The following is a 20,919-nucleotide window of genomic DNA, read 5'->3' as shown; positions in this document are numbered from 1 at the left end:
TGGCTATGGCTGTCATCGTAATTACCGGCGGTACGGCGGGCGTGGGGAAAGCCACGGCGCTGCACTTTGCTAAAGCGGGCTACGACGTGGGCATTATTGCCCGCGATGAGCAGAGCCTGCGCTCCACGGAAGAGGAGTTACGCCGTTTCGGGATCAACGCGTGTGCCGTTCAGGCCGACGTGGCGGACAGCAAGGCGGTGACCGAGGCTGCCAACGAGATTGAATACCGGCTAGGGGCCATTGACGTGTGGGTGAATAACGCCATGGGCGGGATGCTGGCGCCGTTTCGCACCATGTCCCCTGACGAGTTTCGCCGCGTCACCGAGGTGACCTATCTGGGCTATGTTAACGGCACACGCGCCGCGCTGGAGTTAATGGCTCCTCGTGACCGGGGAACGATTATTCAGGTTGGCTCCGCGCTGGCCTACCGCTCCATTCCCTTGCAGTCAGCCTACTGTGGGGCGAAGGCCGCGATCCGCGGGTTTACCGACGCCGTGCGCACCGAGCTGATGCATGAAAACAGCCGGGTGCAGATCTCCATGGTACAGATGCCGGGCCTCAACACGCCGCAGTTCGAGTGGGCGAGGAATAAATTTGCCTGGGCTATGCGACCGGTTCCCCCCGTGTTTCAGCCGGAAGTGGCTGCCAGCGCGATTTTCAAGGTAGCTCAAAAACCGGTGCGGGAGCTGTGGGTGGGCAGCAGCACGATCCAGTCAATTGTCGGGCAATTCCTTTTCCCCGGTTTTCTGGACCGGCTGATGGTCAAAAAAGCCTGGGAAGGGCAGATGACCGATACGCTGAATGTGGACGATCGCCAGGACTATCTGGATCGGCCGATTAACGATCTGCATAAAATCCACGGGCACTTCACCAACGAAGCAAAAGAGCGCGCCACCAGCGTCACCTCCGGTATGCCGGGGAAAGTGCTGCTCGGATCCCTTGCCGTCACGGGCGCGATCGTGGCTCGTCTGCTGCTCTCCCGGAGACGCTAATCAGCGCAACGCGGTACGATCGGTCCAGAACCAGCGGTAGCCGTAGCCGCTGAGGTTAAGCTCAACGGTTTTACCGCAAATCAGCGCGTCGTCGTAGCGTTTGTCTGCCAGGCAGGCGGTCCAGGTGGCGTGTCGGATCCCTCTGGCGGTAAAATTAACGGGCTTATCGCTGAAGTTAACGAAGGTCAGGATGCTGCGCGTATCGGTTTCGTAATAGATCCCCAGCACCGCATCGCTGTCGATAGTGATGAGGCGAAACGGCGCGACGCCGATTTCAGGGAACTCGGAGCGCGTATTGGCGATGTCGATAATGCGGTGCAGAAGCGAGCTGCGGTGCAACAGGGAGTCCGCCACGTTGATTTTCTGGTAGCGGTACGGACCGTGGTCGATTATCGGGGCGATAAAGGTATCCGGGTCGGCATCTGAGAAGCCGCCGCCTTGCGATCCGGCCCACTGCATCGGAGTGCGGACGGCGTAACGCTCTTCCAGATCCAAATCATCCCCCATGCCAATCTCATCCCCGTAGCGCATGACCGGTACGCCCGGCAGTGAAAATAAGACCGCATGGCAAAAGGCCAGCCGCTTTCGATCGCCATTAAGCATCGGCGCCAGACGGCGGCGGATCCCACGCTGATACACGCTCATCTCTTCATCCGGGGCAAAGGCATCAACGACGGTCTGCTTCGCTTTTTTCCCTATCCCTTCCAGGTCCAGCTCATCATGATTGCGCAGCCAGTTGGCGAAACAGCAGGAGTCTGGCGGCACAATCATCTTCTTTACCGCGTTGCGCAGCGGTCGCGCGCTTTTCTCCGCAAGGCTCACGTAGAAGTACTTATTGAGCCAGAAATTCAGCACCAGATTCAGCCGATCGTTCTGCCCAAAATACGCTTTGTAGGCTTCGACCTCCACGTCGACTTCGCCGAGCAGGATCGCGTCCGGGTTACGCTGCTCGATAAGACGCCGCAGGTGTTCCAGGATCCACAGCCCGCGTTTTTCATCCCCACGTCCGGCCTGTTTTGTCAGGTGCGACGCCGCATCCAGACGAAAGCCCGACACCCCGAGCTTTAGCCAGAAGATGATGATGTTCTCAACTTCCTTCAGCACCGCAGGGGAAGCCAGATTAAGATCCGGCTCGTGGCGATAGAACATATGCCGGTAGTATTGCCCCGCCTCGTCGTCCCATGTCCAGACGCTCTTTTCCACGCCAGGGAACATTGGGGGCGTATCGTCCTCGTCCGTGTCGGACCAGAGGTAATAGTCCCGGTAGGGTGACTGCGGGTTGCGGCGGGCCTGCTGAAACCAGGGGTGCGCATCCGAGGTATGCTGGATCAGCAGTTCAATAATGACCTTCATCCCCAGCTCCCGCGCCTGCTCAATGAAGGCGATAATATCGTTGAGCTTGCCGAAGCGGGGATCGACCTGCAAATGGTCGCTCACGTCATAGCCTTCATCGAGAAAAGGCGTGAGGTAAAACGGGGTGATCCAGATAACCGTCGCGCCCATCCGGCGAATGTAGCGCAGCTTCGCGGCGATCCCGGCGATGTCGCCGCAGCCATCGCCGTTAAGATCGTAAAACAGGGCGGTATCAATCTGGTAAATAATGGCGCGTGTATGCCAGCCTGCCATAGCAATCCTTAGTGATAACCTTCGGTATCAGACACTTTGCCCCGGAAGACGTAGTAGCTCCAGGCGGTGTAAACCAGGATCACCGGAACGATGAGCAGCGTGCCAATCAGCATAAACAGCTGGCTGGCAGGCGGCGCAGAGGCTTCCCACAGGGTAATGTGCGGCGGAATAATGTGTGGCCACAGGCTGATGCCCAGCCCGCTAAAGCCGAGAAAGATTAAGCCCAGCGTCAGCAGGAACGGGCGGGCGTGGCTGTCGGGATTGCGCGTCAGCCGCCAGATCCACAGGCTGAATACCGCCACCAGTACAGGGACCGGCAGGAACCAGAAGAAGTTGGGCAGAGTGAACCAGCGCTCGGCGACAAACTGCCAGCCGAGTGGCGTCCAGATGCTCACCACCGCAATGACGGCGATCAGCGCCAGCAGCACGTGTCGGGTCAGCTCGCGCATCCGGTTTTGCAGCGCCCCTTCGCTTTTCATGATTAGCCACGTGGTGGCCAGCAGGGTATAGGCGACAATTAAGCCCAGCCCGCAGAACAGGTTAAACGGCGTGAACCAGTCCAGCGAGGAACCAACAAAGCGTCGCCCTTCGACATCAAAGCCGTTGATCATCGCGCCGACCACGATCCCCTGGCTGAAGGTCGCGAGCAGAGACCCGCCAGCAAAGGAGTAGTCCCAGAACTTGCGGTGGGAGGGGGTTGCCTTGAAGCGAAACTCAAACGCGACGCCGCGGAAAATCAGCCCGATCAGCATGGCCGTCAGCGGGATGGTCAGAGCATCAATAATCACCGCGTAGGCCAGCGGGAACGCGCCGAACAGCCCCGCGCCGCCGAGAACCAGCCAGGTTTCATTTCCGTCCCAGACCGGGGCGACGCTGTTCACCATCACGTCGCGCTCTTTGGCATCTCCCACAAAGCTGAACAGCATGCCGATACCGAGATCGAAGCCGTCCATGATGATGTACATCAGCGTGGCGAAGACAATAATGGCAAACCAGATGACCGGGATATCGACGCCCATCAGATCTTCTCCTCTTCCGGAACGGACTCGGCGGCGGACAGCGGACGGGCAGGGGTGCCCGACGTGTTAGACGTCAGCGTGCCGACAGGCTGCGGCCCTTTCTTAATTAACCGGGCGAGATACACATAGCCCACGCCAAACACCGAACAGTAAACCACGATAAAGGCCAGCAGGCTGATGCTCATCTGCAACGTGCTGTGCAGAGACACCGCATCTATCGTGCGCAGATAGCCGTAGACGACCCACGGCTGACGGCCTACCTCGGTGGTGACCCATCCGGCGAGCAGCGCGAGCAGTCCGGCTGGCCCCATGCAGAGGGCAAACCAGTGGAATGGCCGGGAGTGGTAAAGCCGACGGCGATAGCGCAGCCAGACGCTCAGCACGCCAAGCGTAATCATCAGCAGGCCCATGCCGACCATAATGCGGAAGGACCAGAAGACGATGAGCGAGTTCGGACGGTCCTCTTTCGGGAAATCTTTCAGCGCAGGCACCTGTTTATCCAGGCTGTGCGTCAGGATCAGGCTGCCGAGGGCCGGAATTTCAAGCCCGTATTTGGTGCGCTCTTCTTCCATATCCGGTACGCCAAACAGCAGCAGCGGGGTGGCCTCGCCCGGCGGGTTTTCCCAGTGGCCTTCAATCGCGGCGATTTTGGCCGGCTGATGCTCAAGCGTATTCAGTCCGTGCATATCCCCGACCACGGCCTGAATGGGCGCGACCAGCAGCGCCATCCACATGGCCATGGAGAACATCTTGCGGATCGCGGGCGTATCGTTACCGCGCAGGAGATGCCACGCCCCGGACGCGCCCACAAACAAGGCGCTGCACAGGAAGGCGGCAATGGACATATGGATCAGGCGGTAAGGGAAAGAGGGGTTAAAGATGATGGCCAGCCAGTCTTCGGGAATAACCTGTCCGTTCTGGATACTGAAGCCCTGCGGGGTGTGCATCCAGCTGTTGGAGGCGAGGATCCAGAAGGTGGACATCAGCGTGCCCAGCGCCACCATGCAGGTGGCAAAGAAGTGCAGGCCGGGGCCAACCTTGTTCCAGCCGAACAGCATCACGCCCAGGAAACCGGCTTCCAGGAAGAAGGCGGTTAAAACTTCATAGGTGAGAAGGGGGCCGGTTATGCTGCCCGCGAACTGGGAAAAGCCGCTCCAGTTAGTGCCAAACTGGTAAGCCATCACCAGCCCGGAAACCACGCCCATGCCAAAGTTCACGGCGAAAATCTTTAGCCAGAAATGGTATAGCGAGCGCCAGACATCGTTTTTTGTGCGAAGCCACATGCCTTCGAGTACCACCAGATAGCTTGCAAGCCCGATGGTGATCGCAGGGAAGAGAATATGAAAAGAGACGGTAAAGGCGAACTGGATCCTGGCCAGATGAAACGCATCGAGCTCGAACATGCTCCGTACCTCTGGAACTGATAGCGCACATGGTATTGCCAGGCAGCCTCAGGCGGCCTGGCAAAACCGGTTACGGTTTTTTCTTACCCGCACCAAGCTCGGCGCCGGTAAGCGGATCGGCATCAGGATCGGATTTCGTGCGCGCGCACATCGCTTTGACCAGCGTGGCCTGCTCTGTTGTGAGCGTCACGCTTGCGCCACCGTCACCACCATCGACCGCTGGCTGAGGAGATTCCACGTAGTCGAAGTGCTTATCGCTGTTCCAGCTGCCGCGAACTTCTCCCCCCTCAGACATATTGTAGTACTTGTTGGTGTACTCTTCGATCGGCGGCAGTTTACCCGGTGGGAAATTGTTACGGATCGACTGGAGTGCCTTCTCAAACGAGAGCTGGTGCGCTGCCTCACGCGTCATTAGAAACGCCAGCGCATCTTTAACACCCGGATCGTCCGTTACGTTAATCAACCGCTCGTAGATAATCTTGGCGCGCGCCTCTGCGGCTATGTTAGAGCGCAGGTCAGCTGTGGGTTCGCCAATGGTATCTACATAGGCTGCCGTCCAGGGCACGCCTGCGGAGTTGGTCAGCGGCGTGCCGCCACCGTAGAGCAGGGAGGTGATATGACTGTCGTTGCCGTTCTCGGTCATGGACCGGTACAGCTCCGCTTCATTCTCAACGCCTTCCGCCAGCTCACCTTTCGCACCCTTATTCAGCATACCCACAAGGGTGCCGATAATTTCCAGGTGGCTTAACTCCTCGGTCGCGATATCCATCAGCATATCTTTACGACCGGGATCGTCGTCGCTCAGTCCCTGCGTAAAGTAACGACATGCCGCGGCAAGTTCGCCCTGTGGCCCGCCAAATTGCTCAAGCAGCAGGTTGGCCAGGCCCGGATTCGGTTCGGCTACGCGGACCGTGTATTGCAGCTGTTTTACGTGTCGAAACATAGGTTCTCCCTCTTCCGTTATTTTTTCGCTTCAACGCCGTCCGCGTCGGAACGCAGCAGGAACTGTTCCGTCGTCTGAGGGATATGTTGAATCAGCCAGTCCGCCATCTGGCGCTCTTCTTCCAGAATGGACTCAATGGCAGGAATGGAGGCGGTATCGCCCGCTTTCCTGGCCGCAGCCAGCAGGGAGGTGTAGCAGGCAATTTCAAACTGCTCAAAAACGTAGCCGCTGATAGAGCCTTTAACAATTTCATCGGAAGGGAACATGCCGCCAATGGACTGGCCAAGTGCCGCCATTTTGCTCATCGAGTCTTTGATGACCGAACGGGAAATATCGTTGCGGTCGAGAATTTCTTCCAGCACGGTAATTTGATGTTTAGTCTCATTAACGTGTTGTTCAATTCGTGCACGTAAGTCGGGATAATTATCAATACGGCTGGCCATTGATTCCAGCATTGATTCGGCTTGCTTTTCCATCGCATGGGCATCGCGTAGCCAATCATGGTAGTGTTCTACATGATTCATAATTAACTCCTGGTAGTTTATATTCTGGTTAATTTTTGGTGCTGATGCTCATCAAATTAGTATTTATCCTTTCTGGGCTTTTTGATTAATATTGCCGACAGCCAGATCGGTTAATTTGAGATCGGTTTCTTTTTCTTCTTCCAGCGTTTCGGCAAGAAGTTTAACGGCTTTTTTATAGCCTAATTGTTCTGCCAGGGTGGCCAGGGTGCCGTAGCTGGCAATTTCGTAGTGCTCGACTTTCTGCGCAGCGGCAATTAAGGCGGCATCACGAACTTCATTTTTCTCTGTGCTCTCAATCACTTCGTTGGCTTCTTCAATTAAGCCTTCCATCGCAACGCATTTCATGCGCTTCAGCTTGAGGCCAGATTCCTGCTCAATAATCTGATCGATACGTTCGATCTGTCCCTGCGTCTCTTCGAGGTGAGCCGTGAACGCGGCGCTCAGCTTCTCGCTGGATGCGGCGCGGGCTAATTTGCTTAGTGCGCGGGTCAGCTGCTTCTCAGCGCTGTAGGTGTCGGATAACAGGTGTATAAATACATCTTCAACACTTTTCATATTCATATATTCGCTCCAGTGAAATAAAGGGAAGGTACTGCGAGCCGACGGGCCCGCAGCATGCTCTCGGTATATTTATAAGAGCTTTAAATAAGATCAGGAGTTATCAGATTTACGGCCTCCGCCGTGACTGTTCTGTCCCCCTTTCTTACCCGCTTCAGATGCGCGTTGCGGATCGTTTTTGAAATTACCGCCGCTGTGCTGGCCGCCTTTACGTCCAGCTTCTGATGCTTTCTCACGGTCTTCAGCGAAATTACCGGAACCACCACGATGTTGCTCTGCCATATATCAACCCTCATGTTGCGTTTATGTCAGGAGATACGATAAGTAATTCGTATCAGTTGTCGTTCAGGAATTAACATTAGTCGTTATGTGAGAAGAGTCAAATTTCCTGTCTGGGTTGTTTTGCGCTATTTCCAGAGGGGCGAGGAAAATACCGCTTCGTTATGGCTTTTGAAAATCGGAAGTAAATCCATTGCTTAGAGGGAAATAACTTGGCTCGTTAGGATTCCGCTTAGCTAATAATCTTAATGTGAACGCGGCGAGAATTATTACAAGAATTGACGTAGCGCAAAAATATATCTTGCTGACCAGCGTCTTTTTATTCGGAATAGTCTTAAGTGAGGAGCGAAATAACGAGCCGAAAACAACGTGTCCGATCGTCGTTTTTGACGTGGTCAGCCGGAACGGGTGAGGGTATGCTGCATTTGTCACCACAATAATTACAGAGGCAATGTCATGGATCAGGAGCTACTGGATGCGGGATACCGGGCCTACACCGGTGAGAAAATCGATGTCTACTTTAACACCGGGATATGCAAACACTCGGGCAACTGCGTGCGCGGCAGCGCGGCGCTGTTCGACCTGAAGCGTAAACCGTGGATCGCACCGGATGAGGTGGATGCAGAAACTGTCGTACGCGTAATTGATACCTGCCCGAGTGGTGCGCTGAAGTACCGCCAAAAATAAGCGAGGAACCATGGATATTCTTGAAGGCCATAACAAGTTTTACGTCAACGACGCCGAAGGCAATCAGGTGGCGGAGATCGTCTTTGTCCCGACCGGCGAGCATTTGAGTATTATCGAGCACACCGATGTGGATCCGAGCCTGAAAGGGCAGGGTGTGGGTAAGCAGCTGGTGGCAAAAGTGGTGGAGAAGATGCGCGGCGAGAGCCGTAAAATTATCCCGCTGTGCCCGTTTGCGAAGCATGAATTTGATAACACGCGGGAGTATGACGATATTCGGGCGTAAAACCGATGCCCGGCATTGCGCCGGGCAGCGTATTCAACCGACAAACATCACCGACACGCACAGCACGCCAACAATCAGCGTCAGCAGGTTGCCGATGGAGCGGTACGGTTTTAGCGACGGGATCAGGTACGTCGACAGCGTCGGCATGATGAACAAGATCATGGCGATAAGCGGACCGCTGATAGCGTAAATCATCGAAATCGCGTTCGGATTGATGCAGCAGACCGCAAAGGTAATCAACGACACGCCAAGAATGGAAACGGCGCGGTTAAAGGCGCGGCTTTTCTTCACCCCCACCTGATTCAGCGACGATCTCACAATCTCCGTTGCCCCTTCAATCACGCCAAAATAGGTGCCGAGGAACGATTTCGACATCGCAATAATCGCCACGATAATGCCGGAAATGCCCAGCCATGCCGGGGAAGAAGGCATCATCGACAGCGCGGACAGGATCGTCACCCCTTCCTCTTTTGCCGCCACGATATAGGACGGTGGAATCGAAAGCAGGCAGCTGAAGACAAAGAACAGCACGCTAAGGCAGATGATCAGGTACGCCACTTTCATGATTTTTTTGCATTTACCCATGGCCTCTTCACCGTATTTTTCGCGACGGTCTACGGCAAACGTCGAGATAATCGGGGTATGGCTAAAGGCGAAAACCATCACCGGTATGGAAATCCACACCTGATGCAGCGTGTGCCGATCGACGGCCATCTGGCTGGTCAGCAGCGACGGCTGCCAGCTGCCCGTCAGGTACAGCGAGACAAACAGGAAATAGGCAATCAGCGGGAAGACCAGGAATCCCATCACCTTAATGGTAATGTGCCGCCCCATCAGGAAGATGAGGTTCAGGATCAGCACCACGCCAAAGCTCACCAGCATCCGCACGCCGGTATCCACCGTCATCCGTTTCGCCAGCTGCTCAGTGAGCGAGTTGGTTATCGCCACCGCGTAAATCAGCACCACCACAAAGAAGGCCACAAAATAGAGCGTGGTGATCAGGTTGCCGATCTTTTTACCGTAGTAGTGGGTCACGGCACCGGTGATCCCTTCGCTGCCTTTCGTTTTCGATGACAGGATGAACTGCGCCAGCGCCTTGTGCGGCCAGTAGGTTAAAGGATACGCCACAAGGGCGGTGATCAGCAGGACAATCGCGCCAGCAGAGCCGAGCTGAATGGGCAAGAACAGGGTTCCTGCGCCCACGGCAGTGCCGTAGAGGGCGAAACTCCAGAGAGTCTCTTCTTTTGACCAAATTTTCGACATTAGAGCAACGTATCAACTATAAAACGAACAAAAAGGAGTGCAATTTACCATAATTATGCGTTGAGGTCGCCGTTGCTTCGCAGGTGAAGGGCCGGAGAACGCCCCCGGCCCGGGGATCATTCGCTTGCCAGCGCGCGTCGCTGCTGGCGGCGCTTGATGATTTTCTCCCGCAGAGTGTCGTACGCCCAGTTGTAGAGCATGGTGTACGGCAGGAAGAACAGGAAGAAACCAATTTCCAGCGTGAATGCCTGAAGCAGCGTCACTCCGAGCACGGCGGCAACGATGGTCACACCAATCACGATAAAGCCGCATTCAAAACCCAGCGCATGCAGGGCGCGCACTTTCGCCGTGCGCTTCACCCGCTGTACGGGCCAGAAACGGTCGAAGCCAAAGTTGTAGATAATGTTCCAGAGCATTGCCGTGGTCGCCAGAATAATGGTGAGCCCACCCATTTCCAGCACCGAGCGCTGCATGAGCCACGCGGCCGTCGGGGCGAGGATCGCCGTAGCAATGCCTTCAAAACAGACGGCGTGGAAGATCCGCTCCGGCAATTTACGTTGGAGTGCATCCTGATGTTGCATAGTTACCTCATGAATTCGCCAGCAGGGGCGTGAATGGCGCCTATTCTTATCGCTTAAGGTGATATATAAAAGATGGTATCCATCGATAAAGTAGATACGTCATGCGTTATTCTCCTGAAGCTTTGACCGCGTTTGTTGAAACCGTCGCCGCTGGTTCGTTTTCCGCTGCGGCCCGACGGCTGCGCAAAAGCCAGTCCACCATCAGCACCTCCATCGCCAACCTTGAAGCTGACCTGGGGTTTGAGCTGTTCGACCGTTCGGCGCGTCACCCGGTGTTAACCGCCCAGGGTGAACAGGTGCTGGGCTATGTCCAGTCGATCCTCGCCGCCAGCGCGCGCCTCGACGAGCTGGCCGTATCCTTAACGGCGCAAACGGAGGCGCGCTTTACCTTTGTCCTCTCCGATACGCTTAACCCGGCCGTGCTGGAAGAGATGATGAGCCAGTTCGACCGGCGTTTCCCGCACACGGAATTCGAGTGTCTGATTGGGGAAGAGGAAGACGTGATTGACCTACTGCAAAAGGAGCGGGCGCAAATTGGCCTGACGGAAGCGCGCGACAGCTACCCGACCGATATTGGCGCGACCCGTCTGCCCGTGCAAACGCGGATGGCCATCTACGTCTCTGCCGGACATCCTCTGGCTGCGCAGCATGAGACGCAGGCGGACGAGCTGCACGGCTGGCGCGAGCTGCGGCTGAGTACCTATCTCGAACGGGAAGCCACCCTTGCGCGCGGGCCGGTCTGGTCCGCGCCGAATTACCTGTTACTGTTGAGCATGGCGGTACAGGGCTTTGGCTGGTGCGCATTGCCCTGCGCGCTGGTGGATGAATTTGCCGCGTCGAAATCGCTGGTGCAGCTGAACGTGCCGGGCTGGCCGAGGTCGATTGCTATCGATCTGTTATGGAACAAACGCACCCCGCCCGGTGTCGCCGGAAGCTGGCTGCGCCAGTACTTGCAGGACGCACGCTAATCCTGTGACTAAACTCACTAATTTTAAACATTTGCGTCAATTGTTGATAACAATCCTCTACTATCGTCATGTCATTTTGCACAGAGGTCGTGATGAAAGATGTCGTTATAGTGGGTGCGTTACGTACGGCTATCGGCTGTTTTCAGGGAGCGCTTGCGCGTCACTCTGCGGTTGATCTTGGCAGCGTGGTGGTAAAAGCGCTGGTGGAACGCAGCGGGATTGCCGCACATGAAATTGATGAGGTGATCCTGGGCCAGGTGCTGACCGCGGGCGCGGGACAAAACCCTGCGCGTCAGGCGGCGCTGAAGGGCGGCCTGCCTAACACCGTTTCGGCGATCACCATCAACGACGTCTGTGGATCAGGTCTGAAGGCGCTCCATCTTGCGACACAGGCCATCCAGTGCGGTGAAGCGGATGTGGTCATTGCCGGCGGGCAGGAGAACATGAGCCGCGCTCCGCACGTGCTGACCGACAGCCGGACCGGCGCGCAGCTCGGAAACAGCCAGCTGCTCGACAGCCTGGTTCACGACGGGCTGTGGGACGCCTTTAACGATTACCATATGGGCGTGACGGCGGAGAACCTGGCGCGGGAATACGGGATCAGCCGCGAGCTTCAGGATGCGTATGCCCTCAGCTCGCAGCAAAAAGCGCGCGCGGCGATCGATTCCGGGCGCTTTCGCGATGAAATTGTCCCGGTCAGCACCCTGCGCCAGAACGGCGAAGCGCTCATCGTTGATACCGACGAGCAGCCGCGCACCGATGCCAGCGCGGAAGGGCTGGCAAAACTCGATCCCGCCTTCGAAACGCTGGGTTCTGTGACGGCAGGCAACGCCTCTTCCATCAACGACGGTGCGGCGGCGGTAATGATGATGAGTGAAAGCAAAGCCCAGGAGCTGGATCTGCCGGTGCTGGCGCGCATCAAGGCGTTTGCCAGCGTGGGCGTTGATCCGGCGTTAATGGGGATTGCGCCGGTCTATGCCACGCGCCGCTGTCTGGAGCGGGCGGGCTGGCAGCTGAGCGACGTGGACCTGATTGAAGTCAACGAAGCCTTTGCTGCACAGGCAATCTCGGTCGGGAAAATGCTGGAATGGGATCCGCTGCGGGTCAACGTTAACGGCGGGGCGATCGCGCTGGGTCATCCCATTGGCGCTTCTGGCTGCCGTATTCTGGTGTCCTTAGTCCACGAAATGAAAAAGCGTAACGCCCGAAAAGGAATTGCAACGCTCTGCATTGGCGGAGGGCAAGGGGTGGCGCTGGCTATTGAACGGTAATTTCCCTCTCTGCACACAGCAAGCCTCCCTACGGGAGGTTTTTTTATCCCGCTGAATCCTTTTTTAACACTTTTGCGTTCTTTCTTAAGCCCGCAATATTCATTGCGCGGTTAATTATTCGCATTGCGAAGTGCTTAGTGTGATCTCACTCCTGGAATTTACGCGTAATACGCCTTTTTTGTTGATGGGGTTCACGGCGATCTTTGCCAAATAAAATGAAACAAATAATTTCGATCCTTGTCACTAAAATAACGGTGCATAAAAAATAAACTCAAGTTTCATAAAAACGAAACGATATTTTACTTGAGGGTTTATTCATGTTTAAAAAATCTCTGGTCCTTGCCTCTCTTATTTCCAGCACGTTTTCGGCCCACGCTGTGACCGTCGATCTGCGTCACGAATATATCGACAGCGGCTCGAATGCCGACCGTGTTGCCGTCTCGCACCGCTTTGATAATGGCTTCGGTTTTTCCGTTGAAGCGAAGTGGAAATCCGGCGGTGACAAGGCGGATCAGCCTTTTGCCGACGTGGTGGGGAACGGTCATGAAGATCAGATTAGCTGGCGCTGGAAAGCAACGGACAATATCGCCCTGACCCCTGCGTTTACGATTGAAAGTACAGACAGTCGCACCATTTATAAACCGAATCTGCATGTGCAATATAGCTTCGATAATGGTTTCTACGTCGCCGCGCGTTACCGTTACGAATATACCCGCTACCCGTCAAGCTCAAATAAGGACGATGATAAAGTTAACCGTGGTGATGCGTGGGTCGGTTGGGTATTAGGTGACTGGCGTACCGAGCTGAATTATGTTTACGCGAAAAGCGCTGAAGGGATGGCCCGAAATAACAATAAAGATTATTCCAACGAATATAACGCCAAGCTGGCCTATAAATGGGATAAAAACTGGGCGCCGTATGTTGAGGTGGGTAACGTGGGGGTTAAAGAGACCGACGAACGACAGACCCGCTTCCGTGCAGGCGTGGCGTATTCCTTCTGATAATCCACCCTCTTCGCTAAAAACCGCCGGGTGGCGCTCACGCTTACCCGGCCTACAACTCTGATAATCCACCTTCTTCGCAAAAAAAAGCCCTCCGAATCGGAGGGCAAGGCCAGTTACAGAAACACTTACTCAAGTCAGGCATGCAACATTTCAGGTTGCTCGGGGAGTTTCGCGATATAGAGGGCCGGTTTGCCATCTTTATCGGAACTGTACAGCACCGCTTTTTCGTCCGGCGTAAAGGACGGATGCGGGTGGGTTACCTGGCGGCTGTTCGCCACCGTAGCCCAGGAGGTGTCGTGACGGGCGATGCGGAAAAACGCTTTCTTCGCCACGTCAAAGGCATACAGATAAGGATCGTTATCAATGGTGTAGCCGCCGGTGTCTTTCACATCGACAGGCGTGCCGGAACCGTCGCCGACGAGCAGGGTGCCGTCAAAATTGCTCATCAGGTGCGAGCAGGCGGGCATGTTCATTACCGCTTCATTAATGCCGGTGTCCGGGATGAAGCGGGAGATGGTGCGGCCCTGCTGGCCCTTCAGATAAGAGACGTAGATCAGCGCGGAGCCGTCCGGCACCCAAAATTCATGCGTACAGCTTTCACCTTCCACGTGCGTCTTCACTTTCCGCACGTTGCTGCCGTCTTCGTTGACCAGCCACATGCGGGCGTCAACCAGGTCATGCGGCCCTTCATGGCAGAAGGCCACGGTATTGTCATCGAACGGACGATAAATAGGATGCCCCAGCCAGATCTTCTCGTCATGAATGGTGGTGCTTTCACCCGTTTTCAGATCAACGCGCAGCAGGCGGCAGTGCGGCCCTTTGTGGAAAAAATCGTGAAAAATTTTCCAGTCGTTGAGCGGGGTCCAGTCTCGTTTTGCAATTTCAATGCCCACCAGCCTGGTGCAGTCGCTGTTCGCAACCCAGGTACCGTAGCCGACCCACTCTTCCGGGACGCGGTACACTTCACGCTCCGCCAGCGTTTGTAAATCCACCTCCAGCAGGGTGCGATCGTTCTTCACATAGTAGAAGGACTTATCGTCCGGGGAGAGGAAGCCGCCAAAGGTGTTATCCCCCGCACCTTCAGTTAACTGCACCGCTTCGGCGTTTTTCAGATCCAGCAGGTAATAGTTCCAGTGACCGTCGAACTCCCCGGCGAACAGCAGATGGCTGCCATCGTTAAAGAAGCACTTCTGGTAAAAGTAGTTGCGATGACAGGTTACTTCCGGTGGGGTCAGGCGGGTGACTTCCACGCCTGTATCCGGATCGCGGCTGACCTCGTAGTTCAGCTTGACCCGCATACCTTTAGCCATAATGCACTCCTTTGAACGCGAATTGTGGGTTGAAAACTGGGTGTTAAATTATCAAAACAATGTTTCATTATGTGTGACTGATAGCGCAATTTATCAGTTTCATGGATAAGAAGACCGTCCTGATAGATTTATCGTGATCGAAACACCATTTCCGGCATAAACATGCAGAAAAAATGAAACGATGTTTTAAATGCAATTGAAAACCGCAGTGGCAGGGGATAATATGTGCTCATCACGAAAACGGAACGTTGTTTCGTTAATTATCTTTGCCTTCGGGCACGATCCATTCTGGAGGTTGATGTGGAAGTCAGACAAAGCATCCACAGCGCGCACGCAAAAACGCTGGATACCCAGGGGCTGCGCGGTGAGTTTTTAGTTGAGCAGGTGTTCGAAGCCGATAAGTACACCATGGTCTACAGCCATATTGACCGCATTATTGTGGGCGGGATTATGCCGGTGGCGAACACCGTCTCCGTGGGCGGTGAAGTGGGCAAACAGCTGGGCGTGAGCTACTTCCTTGAACGCCGCGAGCTGGGCGTGATTAACATCGGCGGGGCGGGCACCATTACCGTCGATGGTCAGTGCTACGAGATCGGCCACCGCGACGCGCTGTACGTCGGTAAAGGCGCAAAAGAAGTGGTCTTTGCCAGCGTCGACGCCAGCAAACCGGCGAAGTTCTACTACAACTGCGCCCCGGCACACACCCACTACCCAACCAAAAAAGTGACGCCTGCGGACGTTTCCCCGGTGACCCTTGGCGATAACCTCACCAGCAACCGTCGCACCATCAACAAATACTTCGTTCCGGACGTGCTGGAAACCTGCCAGTTGAGCATGGGGCTGACCGAGCTTGCGCCGGGCAACCTCTGGAACACCATGCCGTGCCATACCCACGAGCGCCGCATGGAAGTCTACTTCTATTTCAACATGGATGAAGATGCCTGCGTGTTCCACATGATGGGACAGCCGCAGGAGACGCGCCATATCGTTATGCATAACGAGCAGGCGGTCATTTCGCCGAGCTGGTCTATCCACTCTGGCGTGGGGACGAAAGCTTATACCTTCATCTGGGGTATGGTCGGTGAAAACCAGGTCTTCGATGATATGGACCACGTCGCTGTTAAGGATCTGCGCTAGCCGCAGGCAGTTAAGCATAAATCTGCCTGTTGGTGACAGGCGCTGAACGATTAAGGAACAAACATGATTCTGGATGCATTTTCTCTGCAAGGTAAAGTGGCTGTCGTCTCCGGTTGTGATACCGGGCTGGGGCAGGGTATGGCGTTAGGCCTGGCGGAAGCGGGCTGTGATATCGTCGGGATTAACATCGTTGAGCCAACGGAAACCATCGAGCGCGTCACCGCGCTGGGCCGTCGTTTCCTGAGCCTGACCGCTGACCTGCGCAAAATCGACGGGATCCCTGAGCTGCTGGATCGCGCGGTGGCGGAGTTTGGTCATATCGATATTCTGGTTAACAACGCGGGCCTGATCCGTCGTGAAGACGCGATTAACTTCAGCGAAACGGACTGGGACGACGTCATGAACCTGAACATCAAGAGCGTGTTCTTTATGTCCCAGGCGGCGGCGAAGCACTTCATCGCTCAGGGTAAAGGCGGCAAAATCATCAATATCGCGTCGATGCTCTCCTTCCAGGGCGGCATCCGCGTGCCGTCTTACACCGCATCGAAGAGCGCGGTGATGGGCGTGACCCGTCTGCTGGCAAACGAGTGGGCGCAGCACAACATCAACGTCAACGCGATTGCGCCGGGCTACATGGCCACCAACAATACCCAGCAGCTGCGTGCGGATGAAGAGCGCAGCGCGGCAATCCTGGAGCGTATTCCTGCGGGTCGCTGGGGTCTGCCGAGCGATCTGATGGGGCCGGTTGTGTTCCTGGCGTCCCCGGCATCGGATTACATTAACGGCTACACCGTTGCCGTCGACGGCGGCTGGCTGGCACGTTAATTCAGCCTGAATAAAGAACCTCTGCCCTCGGGCGGAGGTTTTTTTTACGCCAAAATTGCCTTTATCCATATCCTTAAAGATGAAAAATCCATACTGAAAAGGAATGGATGACGGGTATCACACATTTATTGCTTAGATATTAACTAATTAATAAAAAATAAGGATAAATCGCCCTGATTTGAAATTGTAATGTCCATCACAGATCGGTATGTCGTAGCGAAAAAATCCATATCTTCACCAGTTCCGACCTGACACTTTCTTCCGGTATCTCGTAATTTCACTTAACGAATTTCGCTGTTGAGGCAGGAAACTATGACATCAATAAATGACTCTACCCTTATGCCCGCTGCGTTGCGCGATACCCGACGCATGAACCAGTTTGTTTCTGTTGCGGCTGCCGTCGCCGGTTTATTGTTTGGCCTGGATATTGGCGTTATCGCCGGCGCGCTGCCCTTTATTACCGATCACTTTACGTTGAGCAATCGCCTGCAAGAGTGGGTGGTGAGCAGCATGATGCTGGGCGCGGCCATCGGCGCGCTCTTTAACGGCTGGCTGTCGTTCCGTCTCGGGCGCAAATACAGCCTGATGGTTGGGGCGATCCTGTTCGTTGCCGGCTCCATTGGCTCGGCGTTCGCCACCAACGTTGAAGTGCTACTGCTGTCCCGCGTGCTGCTGGGCGTCGCGGTGGGTATTGCTTCCTACACCGCGCCGCTTTATCTCTCGGAAATGGCGAGCGAAAACGTGCGCGGGAAGATGATCAGCATGTATCAGCTGATGGTGACGCTCGGTATCGTGCTGGCGTTTCTGTCGGATACGTACTTCAGCTACAGCGGTAACTGGCGGGCAATGCTTGGCGTGCTGGCGCTGCCTGCGTTGCTGCTGATTGTGTTAGTCATTTTCCTGCCGAACAGCCCGCGCTGGCTGGCGCAAAAAGGGCGTCACGTGGAGGCGGAAGAGGTGCTGCGCATGCTGCGCGACACGTCAGAAAAAGCCCGTGAAGAGCTAAACGAAATCCGCGAAAGCCTGAAGCTGAAGCAGGGCGGCTGGTCCCTCTTTAAGGCTAACCGCAACGTGCGCCGGGCGGTGTTCCTCGGCATGCTGTTGCAGGCGATGCAGCAGTTTACGGGGATGAACATCATCATGTATTACGCCCCGCGCATCTTCAAAATGGCCGGTTTTACCACGACCGAACAGCAGATGATCGCCACGCTGGTGGTAGGGCTGACCTTTATGTTCGCGACCTTTATCGCGGTGTTCACCGTCGATAAGGCCGGACGCAAACCGGCGCTGAAAATTGGCTTTAGCGTGATGGCGCTCGGCACCCTGATCCTCGGCTACTGCCTGATGCAGTTTGATAACGGCACGGCATCAAGCGGCCTCTCCTGGCTCTCCGTGGGCATGACCATGATGTGCATCGCGGGTTACGCAATGAGCGCCGCGCCGGTGGTGTGGATCCTGTGCTCGGAAATTCAGCCGCTGAAATGCCGCGACTTTGGGATCACCTGTTCCACCACCACTAACTGGGTGTCGAACATGATCATTGGCGCGACCTTCCTGACGCTGTTGGATGCAATTGGCGCGGCAGGTACCTTCTGGCTTTATACGGTACTGAACGTGGCGTTTATCGGTGTGACCTTCTGGCTGATCCCGGAAACCAAAGGCGTGACCCTGGAACATATTGAACGCAAGCTGATGAAAGGGGAGAAACTACGTAATATCGGCGTGTAATGTCATTGCCGGGTGGCGCTTCGCTTACCGGGCCTACGATACCGTGTAGGCCGGGTAAGCGAAGCGCCACCCGGCGTTGTGTTTACCGCATCGCACGTCTCAAAATACGCTCCGCCTGACGCTGGAAGTCGGCGGCCGTCTCTTCCACGGTTTTCTGGCCGTAGTCGATATACTGCAAAGAGGTACCGAACTGCGCCACAATCTGCGGATCGTCAAAGTATGGCGAGACGGTGAGCTTCGCCGGCAGCGACTGCGCCAGACGCAGGCCCGCCACGGAAGGATCGTCCTCTTTTATGGTGCCGTCTTCGGTCAGATACTGTACCGCTACTTTGCTCAGCGGCACGCCGCGCTCCAGGCCCAGCGTATCGACCCCCTCCTTGCTGTTGAGCAGGAAGTTAATCAGCTTCGCCGCTGCTTCCGGGTTTTTGGTCGATTTACCGATCGACAGCATCTGGGCTGGCTTGAAGAACAGGCCCGCGTCGGTGGCGCCCGGCAGCATCGGATAACTGCCCAGCTCCAGTTTTGCCGGCGGCTTCAGGTTGTCGGAATATTTGTTAATAGTGGAGTTCCACATGTAGGTGCCGCCCCATTCACCCTGGATCCACGGCTTCATCTCATACATGTTGCTCTTACCGAACGAGGCATAGTATTTGGTGTCCGGCATGACGTGGCTGTCGATCAGCTTTTTGTAGGTCTGGAAGAACTCCACCCACTGTTCTTTCGTGTAGCTGAACTTTTTGGTTTTCTCATCCACCGCAGGAACGTTGTACTTCTGGATCATGTACGAGTTCAGCAGCGCCAGCGTATCCTGGTGCTCCAGGATGACCGGATAATACTGCTTGCCGAGCTTGCTCTCGAAGGTTTTACCGGCCGCCATCAGCTCATCCCAGGTTTTCGGGTAGGCAATACCCGCTTTTTTCCAGGTTTCGTCATTGAAGTAGAACACGCGCGCCGTCACTGAAATTGGAATGCCGTTCAGCTTGCCGTCCACGGTGGTGGTTTGCAGCTCTTTAGGATCGAACTGGGTTAAGTCGATCACGTCCTTCATCTTGTTCAGATCGTAGAAGCCGTCACCGGTTTTGGAGAAGATCGGCAGCCAGTTCCAGTTCGTCTGCATTACGTCCGGCTCGGTGCCGCCCGCAATCTGGGTGGTCAGACGGGAGAGGTGACCGTCCCAGCCGGTGTATTCCGCCTTCACGTTGATGTCCGGGTTCTGTTTATGGAACTCTTCCAGCGCTTTCAGGGTAACCTGGTGACGGCCATTGCCGCCCCACCAGGACATCCGTAAATCCACATTTTGCGCCATCAATGGCAAAGCGGTCAGGCCCAGGGTCGCGGAGATTGCTGCGCTTAAAAGCACTTTTTTCATTTTTATCACTCCATCAGAGAGAGAGGTTCTGTTCGGTTTTTGCGTCAAAAATATGACATTTGTTCATATCAAACGTGAAATACACCTTACGATGAAGCCCCTTATCAATCATTGGCTTGGCTTCATCGGACGGGATCCTGGCGGTCAGTTCGTAGTCCGCGACTTTCAGGTACACAAAGAATTCGTGGCCCATATTCTCAACGCGCACCATCTCCCCGCTACAGCCGCCGTTCGGGAATGGCGCATCTGAAAGCGAGACAAACTCCGGGCGCACGCCGTAAAAAATCTCCTGACCTGCATAAGCGGCGACTTTCTCCTGCTTCTCCGCGTTCAGCGGCATGGTTTCATTGCCGATGGCGATGTGCAGCTGGCCCGCTTTTTCGATCAGCACGCTCCTGCGAATATTCATCTCCGGCGCGCCGATAAAGCCCGCCACGAACATGTTCTTCGGTTTGTGGTAGAGGTTGTCCGGCGTATCCACCTGCATGATGTGACCGAGCTTCATCACGCAGATGCGGTCGCCCATGGTCATCGCTTCGGTCTGGTCGTGGGTCACGTAAACGGTGGTGGCCGGTTTTCCGGACTTTTTCAGCTGCTTGTGCAGGTCGGATATACGAATGCGCATTGAGGCGCGCAGCTTGGCGTCGAGGTTTGAAAGCGGCTCATCGAACAGGAACACGTCCGGCTTTTTCACAATCGCACGGCCTACCGCTACGCGCTGCGCCTGGCCGCCGGAAAGCTGGCGCGGCAGACGGTCGAGCAGCTCTTCCAGCTCAAGAATTTTGGCGGCTTCATTCACCTGAGTCTCAATCTGATCTTTCGGCAGCTTGCTCAGCTTGAGGCCAAAGGCCAGATTCTCGCGCACCGTCATGTGCGGATAGAGGGCGTAGTTCTGGAACACCATTGCAATACCGCGCTCCTTCGGCGCGAGGTTGTTCACGATCCGGTCGCCGATGCGCACCTCGCCGCCGCTGATGGTTTCCAGCCCCGCCAGCATGCGCAGGGTAGTGGATTTGGCGCAGCCGGATGGCCCGACGATCACCATGAATTCCCCTTCGGCGATTTTCAGATCGATAGCGTGTACCGCTTTAAAACCGTTGGAGTAGACCTTTTCCAGCTTGTTAAAAATGACTTCAGCCATGGTATTTC

Annotated in this window: 21 protein-coding genes; 9 read left to right on the top strand and 12 right to left on the bottom strand. The window is 55.5% G+C overall.

The genetic code is table 11. The annotated features are described in order from the left end of the window. The first annotated feature begins 5 nt into the window (after positions 1–5). Complete coding sequence (locus N5C09_RS17395) at positions 6–992, top strand: SDR family oxidoreductase (RefSeq protein ID WP_279749532.1); 987 nt, start codon at positions 6–8, stop codon at positions 990–992. Here the strand turns inward: N5C09_RS17395 and N5C09_RS17390 are convergent, their stop codons facing one another. The 7 genes from N5C09_RS17390 to N5C09_RS17360 form a co-directional block, all read right to left on the bottom strand. After that, complete coding sequence (locus N5C09_RS17390) at positions 993–2,618, bottom strand: alpha-amylase family protein (RefSeq protein ID WP_063451968.1); 1,626 nt, start codon at positions 2,616–2,618, stop codon at positions 993–995. 8 nt (positions 2,619–2,626) lie between these two features. Next, positions 2,627–3,637, bottom strand: a complete 1,011-nt coding sequence (gene cydB, locus N5C09_RS17385; protein ID WP_063451967.1) for a cytochrome d ubiquinol oxidase subunit II — start codon at positions 3,635–3,637, stop codon at positions 2,627–2,629. Next, complete coding sequence (locus N5C09_RS17380) at positions 3,637–5,040, bottom strand: cytochrome ubiquinol oxidase subunit I (protein ID WP_003862857.1); 1,404 nt, start codon at positions 5,038–5,040, stop codon at positions 3,637–3,639. Before N5C09_RS17380 ends, cydB begins: the two co-directional genes overlap by 1 nt. A gap of 70 nt (positions 5,041–5,110) precedes the next feature. Further along, the gene (locus N5C09_RS17375) at positions 5,111–5,983 is read right to left on the bottom strand and encodes a manganese catalase family protein (protein WP_063869221.1); all 873 of its coding nucleotides are present in this window, start codon (positions 5,981–5,983) and stop codon (positions 5,111–5,113) included. 17 nt (positions 5,984–6,000) lie between these two features. Further along, positions 6,001–6,507 carry a ferritin-like domain-containing protein gene (locus tag N5C09_RS17370; protein ID WP_107533669.1) on the bottom strand — a complete coding sequence of 169 codons (507 nt, stop codon included), beginning with the start codon at positions 6,505–6,507 and terminating at the stop codon, positions 6,001–6,003. A 63-nt stretch (positions 6,508–6,570) separates the two neighbouring features. Beyond that, entirely contained in the window at positions 6,571–7,068 is a 498-nt protein-coding gene (locus N5C09_RS17365; RefSeq protein WP_063451964.1) for a ferritin-like domain-containing protein, read from the bottom strand. A 90-nt stretch (positions 7,069–7,158) separates the two neighbouring features. Further along, complete coding sequence (locus N5C09_RS17360) at positions 7,159–7,347, bottom strand: general stress protein (RefSeq protein WP_022651794.1); 189 nt, start codon at positions 7,345–7,347, stop codon at positions 7,159–7,161. Positions 7,348–7,800: 453 nt separating this feature from the next. On the opposite strand from N5C09_RS17360, the gene yjdI reads away from it, so the two are divergent. Continuing rightward, complete coding sequence (gene yjdI, locus N5C09_RS17355) at positions 7,801–8,031, top strand: 4Fe-4S mono-cluster protein YjdI (RefSeq protein WP_003862849.1); 231 nt, start codon at positions 7,801–7,803, stop codon at positions 8,029–8,031. A 10-nt stretch (positions 8,032–8,041) separates the two neighbouring features. Beyond that, the gene (locus tag N5C09_RS17350) at positions 8,042–8,314 is read left to right on the top strand and encodes a GNAT family N-acetyltransferase (protein ID WP_063451963.1); all 273 of its coding nucleotides are present in this window, start codon (positions 8,042–8,044) and stop codon (positions 8,312–8,314) included. Between the two features lie 33 nt (positions 8,315–8,347). On the opposite strand, the gene N5C09_RS17345 is transcribed toward N5C09_RS17350, so the two are convergent. Beyond that, positions 8,348–9,577, bottom strand: coding sequence for an amino acid permease (locus tag N5C09_RS17345; RefSeq protein WP_063869224.1), 1,230 nt, complete (start codon positions 9,575–9,577; stop codon positions 8,348–8,350). Between the two features lie 116 nt (positions 9,578–9,693). Further along, a complete protein-coding gene (locus N5C09_RS17340; protein ID WP_063869225.1) occupies positions 9,694–10,158 on the bottom strand; it encodes a multidrug/biocide efflux PACE transporter in 465 nt (154 codons plus the stop codon). 101 nt (positions 10,159–10,259) lie between these two features. Here N5C09_RS17340 and N5C09_RS17335 point away from each other — a divergent pair, with 101 nt between their 5' ends. The 3 genes from N5C09_RS17335 (at position 10,260) to N5C09_RS17325 (ending at position 13,398) form a co-directional block, all read left to right on the top strand. After that, positions 10,260–11,126, top strand: coding sequence for a LysR family transcriptional regulator (locus N5C09_RS17335; protein ID WP_063869227.1), 867 nt, complete (start codon positions 10,260–10,262; stop codon positions 11,124–11,126). A gap of 92 nt (positions 11,127–11,218) precedes the next feature. Next, complete coding sequence (locus N5C09_RS17330; RefSeq protein WP_063869230.1) at positions 11,219–12,397, top strand: acetyl-CoA C-acetyltransferase; 1,179 nt, start codon at positions 11,219–11,221, stop codon at positions 12,395–12,397. A gap of 317 nt (positions 12,398–12,714) precedes the next feature. Continuing rightward, positions 12,715–13,398 carry an oligogalacturonate-specific porin KdgM family protein gene (locus N5C09_RS17325; RefSeq protein WP_193526958.1) on the top strand — a complete coding sequence of 228 codons (684 nt, stop codon included), beginning with the start codon at positions 12,715–12,717 and terminating at the stop codon, positions 13,396–13,398. Positions 13,399–13,535: 137 nt separating this feature from the next. On the opposite strand, the gene N5C09_RS17320 is transcribed toward N5C09_RS17325, so the two are convergent. Next, positions 13,536–14,711 carry an oligogalacturonate lyase family protein gene (locus tag N5C09_RS17320; protein WP_279749531.1) on the bottom strand — a complete coding sequence of 392 codons (1,176 nt, stop codon included), beginning with the start codon at positions 14,709–14,711 and terminating at the stop codon, positions 13,536–13,538. A 300-nt stretch (positions 14,712–15,011) separates the two neighbouring features. On the opposite strand from N5C09_RS17320, the gene kduI reads away from it, so the two are divergent. The 3 genes from kduI (at position 15,012) to N5C09_RS17305 (ending at position 18,401) form a co-directional block, all read left to right on the top strand. Next, the gene (gene kduI, locus N5C09_RS17315) at positions 15,012–15,848 is read left to right on the top strand and encodes a 5-dehydro-4-deoxy-D-glucuronate isomerase (RefSeq protein WP_063869236.1); all 837 of its coding nucleotides are present in this window, start codon (positions 15,012–15,014) and stop codon (positions 15,846–15,848) included. Between the two features lie 63 nt (positions 15,849–15,911). After that, on the top strand, positions 15,912–16,673 hold the full coding sequence (kduD, locus tag N5C09_RS17310) for a 2-dehydro-3-deoxy-D-gluconate 5-dehydrogenase KduD (protein WP_063451956.1): 762 nt from the start codon (positions 15,912–15,914) through the stop codon (positions 16,671–16,673). 312 nt (positions 16,674–16,985) lie between these two features. Then, on the top strand, positions 16,986–18,401 hold the full coding sequence (locus N5C09_RS17305; RefSeq protein WP_063869238.1) for a sugar porter family MFS transporter: 1,416 nt from the start codon (positions 16,986–16,988) through the stop codon (positions 18,399–18,401). Between the two features lie 82 nt (positions 18,402–18,483). On the opposite strand, the gene N5C09_RS17300 is transcribed toward N5C09_RS17305, so the two are convergent. Then, entirely contained in the window at positions 18,484–19,770 is a 1,287-nt protein-coding gene (locus tag N5C09_RS17300; RefSeq protein WP_279749530.1) for an ABC transporter substrate-binding protein, read from the bottom strand. Between the two features lie 13 nt (positions 19,771–19,783). Further along, entirely contained in the window at positions 19,784–20,911 is a 1,128-nt protein-coding gene (locus N5C09_RS17295; protein ID WP_279749529.1) for an ABC transporter ATP-binding protein, read from the bottom strand. Between the last annotated feature and the right edge of the window lie 8 nt (positions 20,912–20,919).

The organism is Enterobacter sp. GD03975, from assembly GCF_029838645.1.
GTDB lineage: Bacteria > Pseudomonadota > Gammaproteobacteria > Enterobacterales > Enterobacteriaceae > Enterobacter > Enterobacter quasihormaechei.
This window is presented reverse-complemented; position numbering and strand designations above follow the sequence as displayed.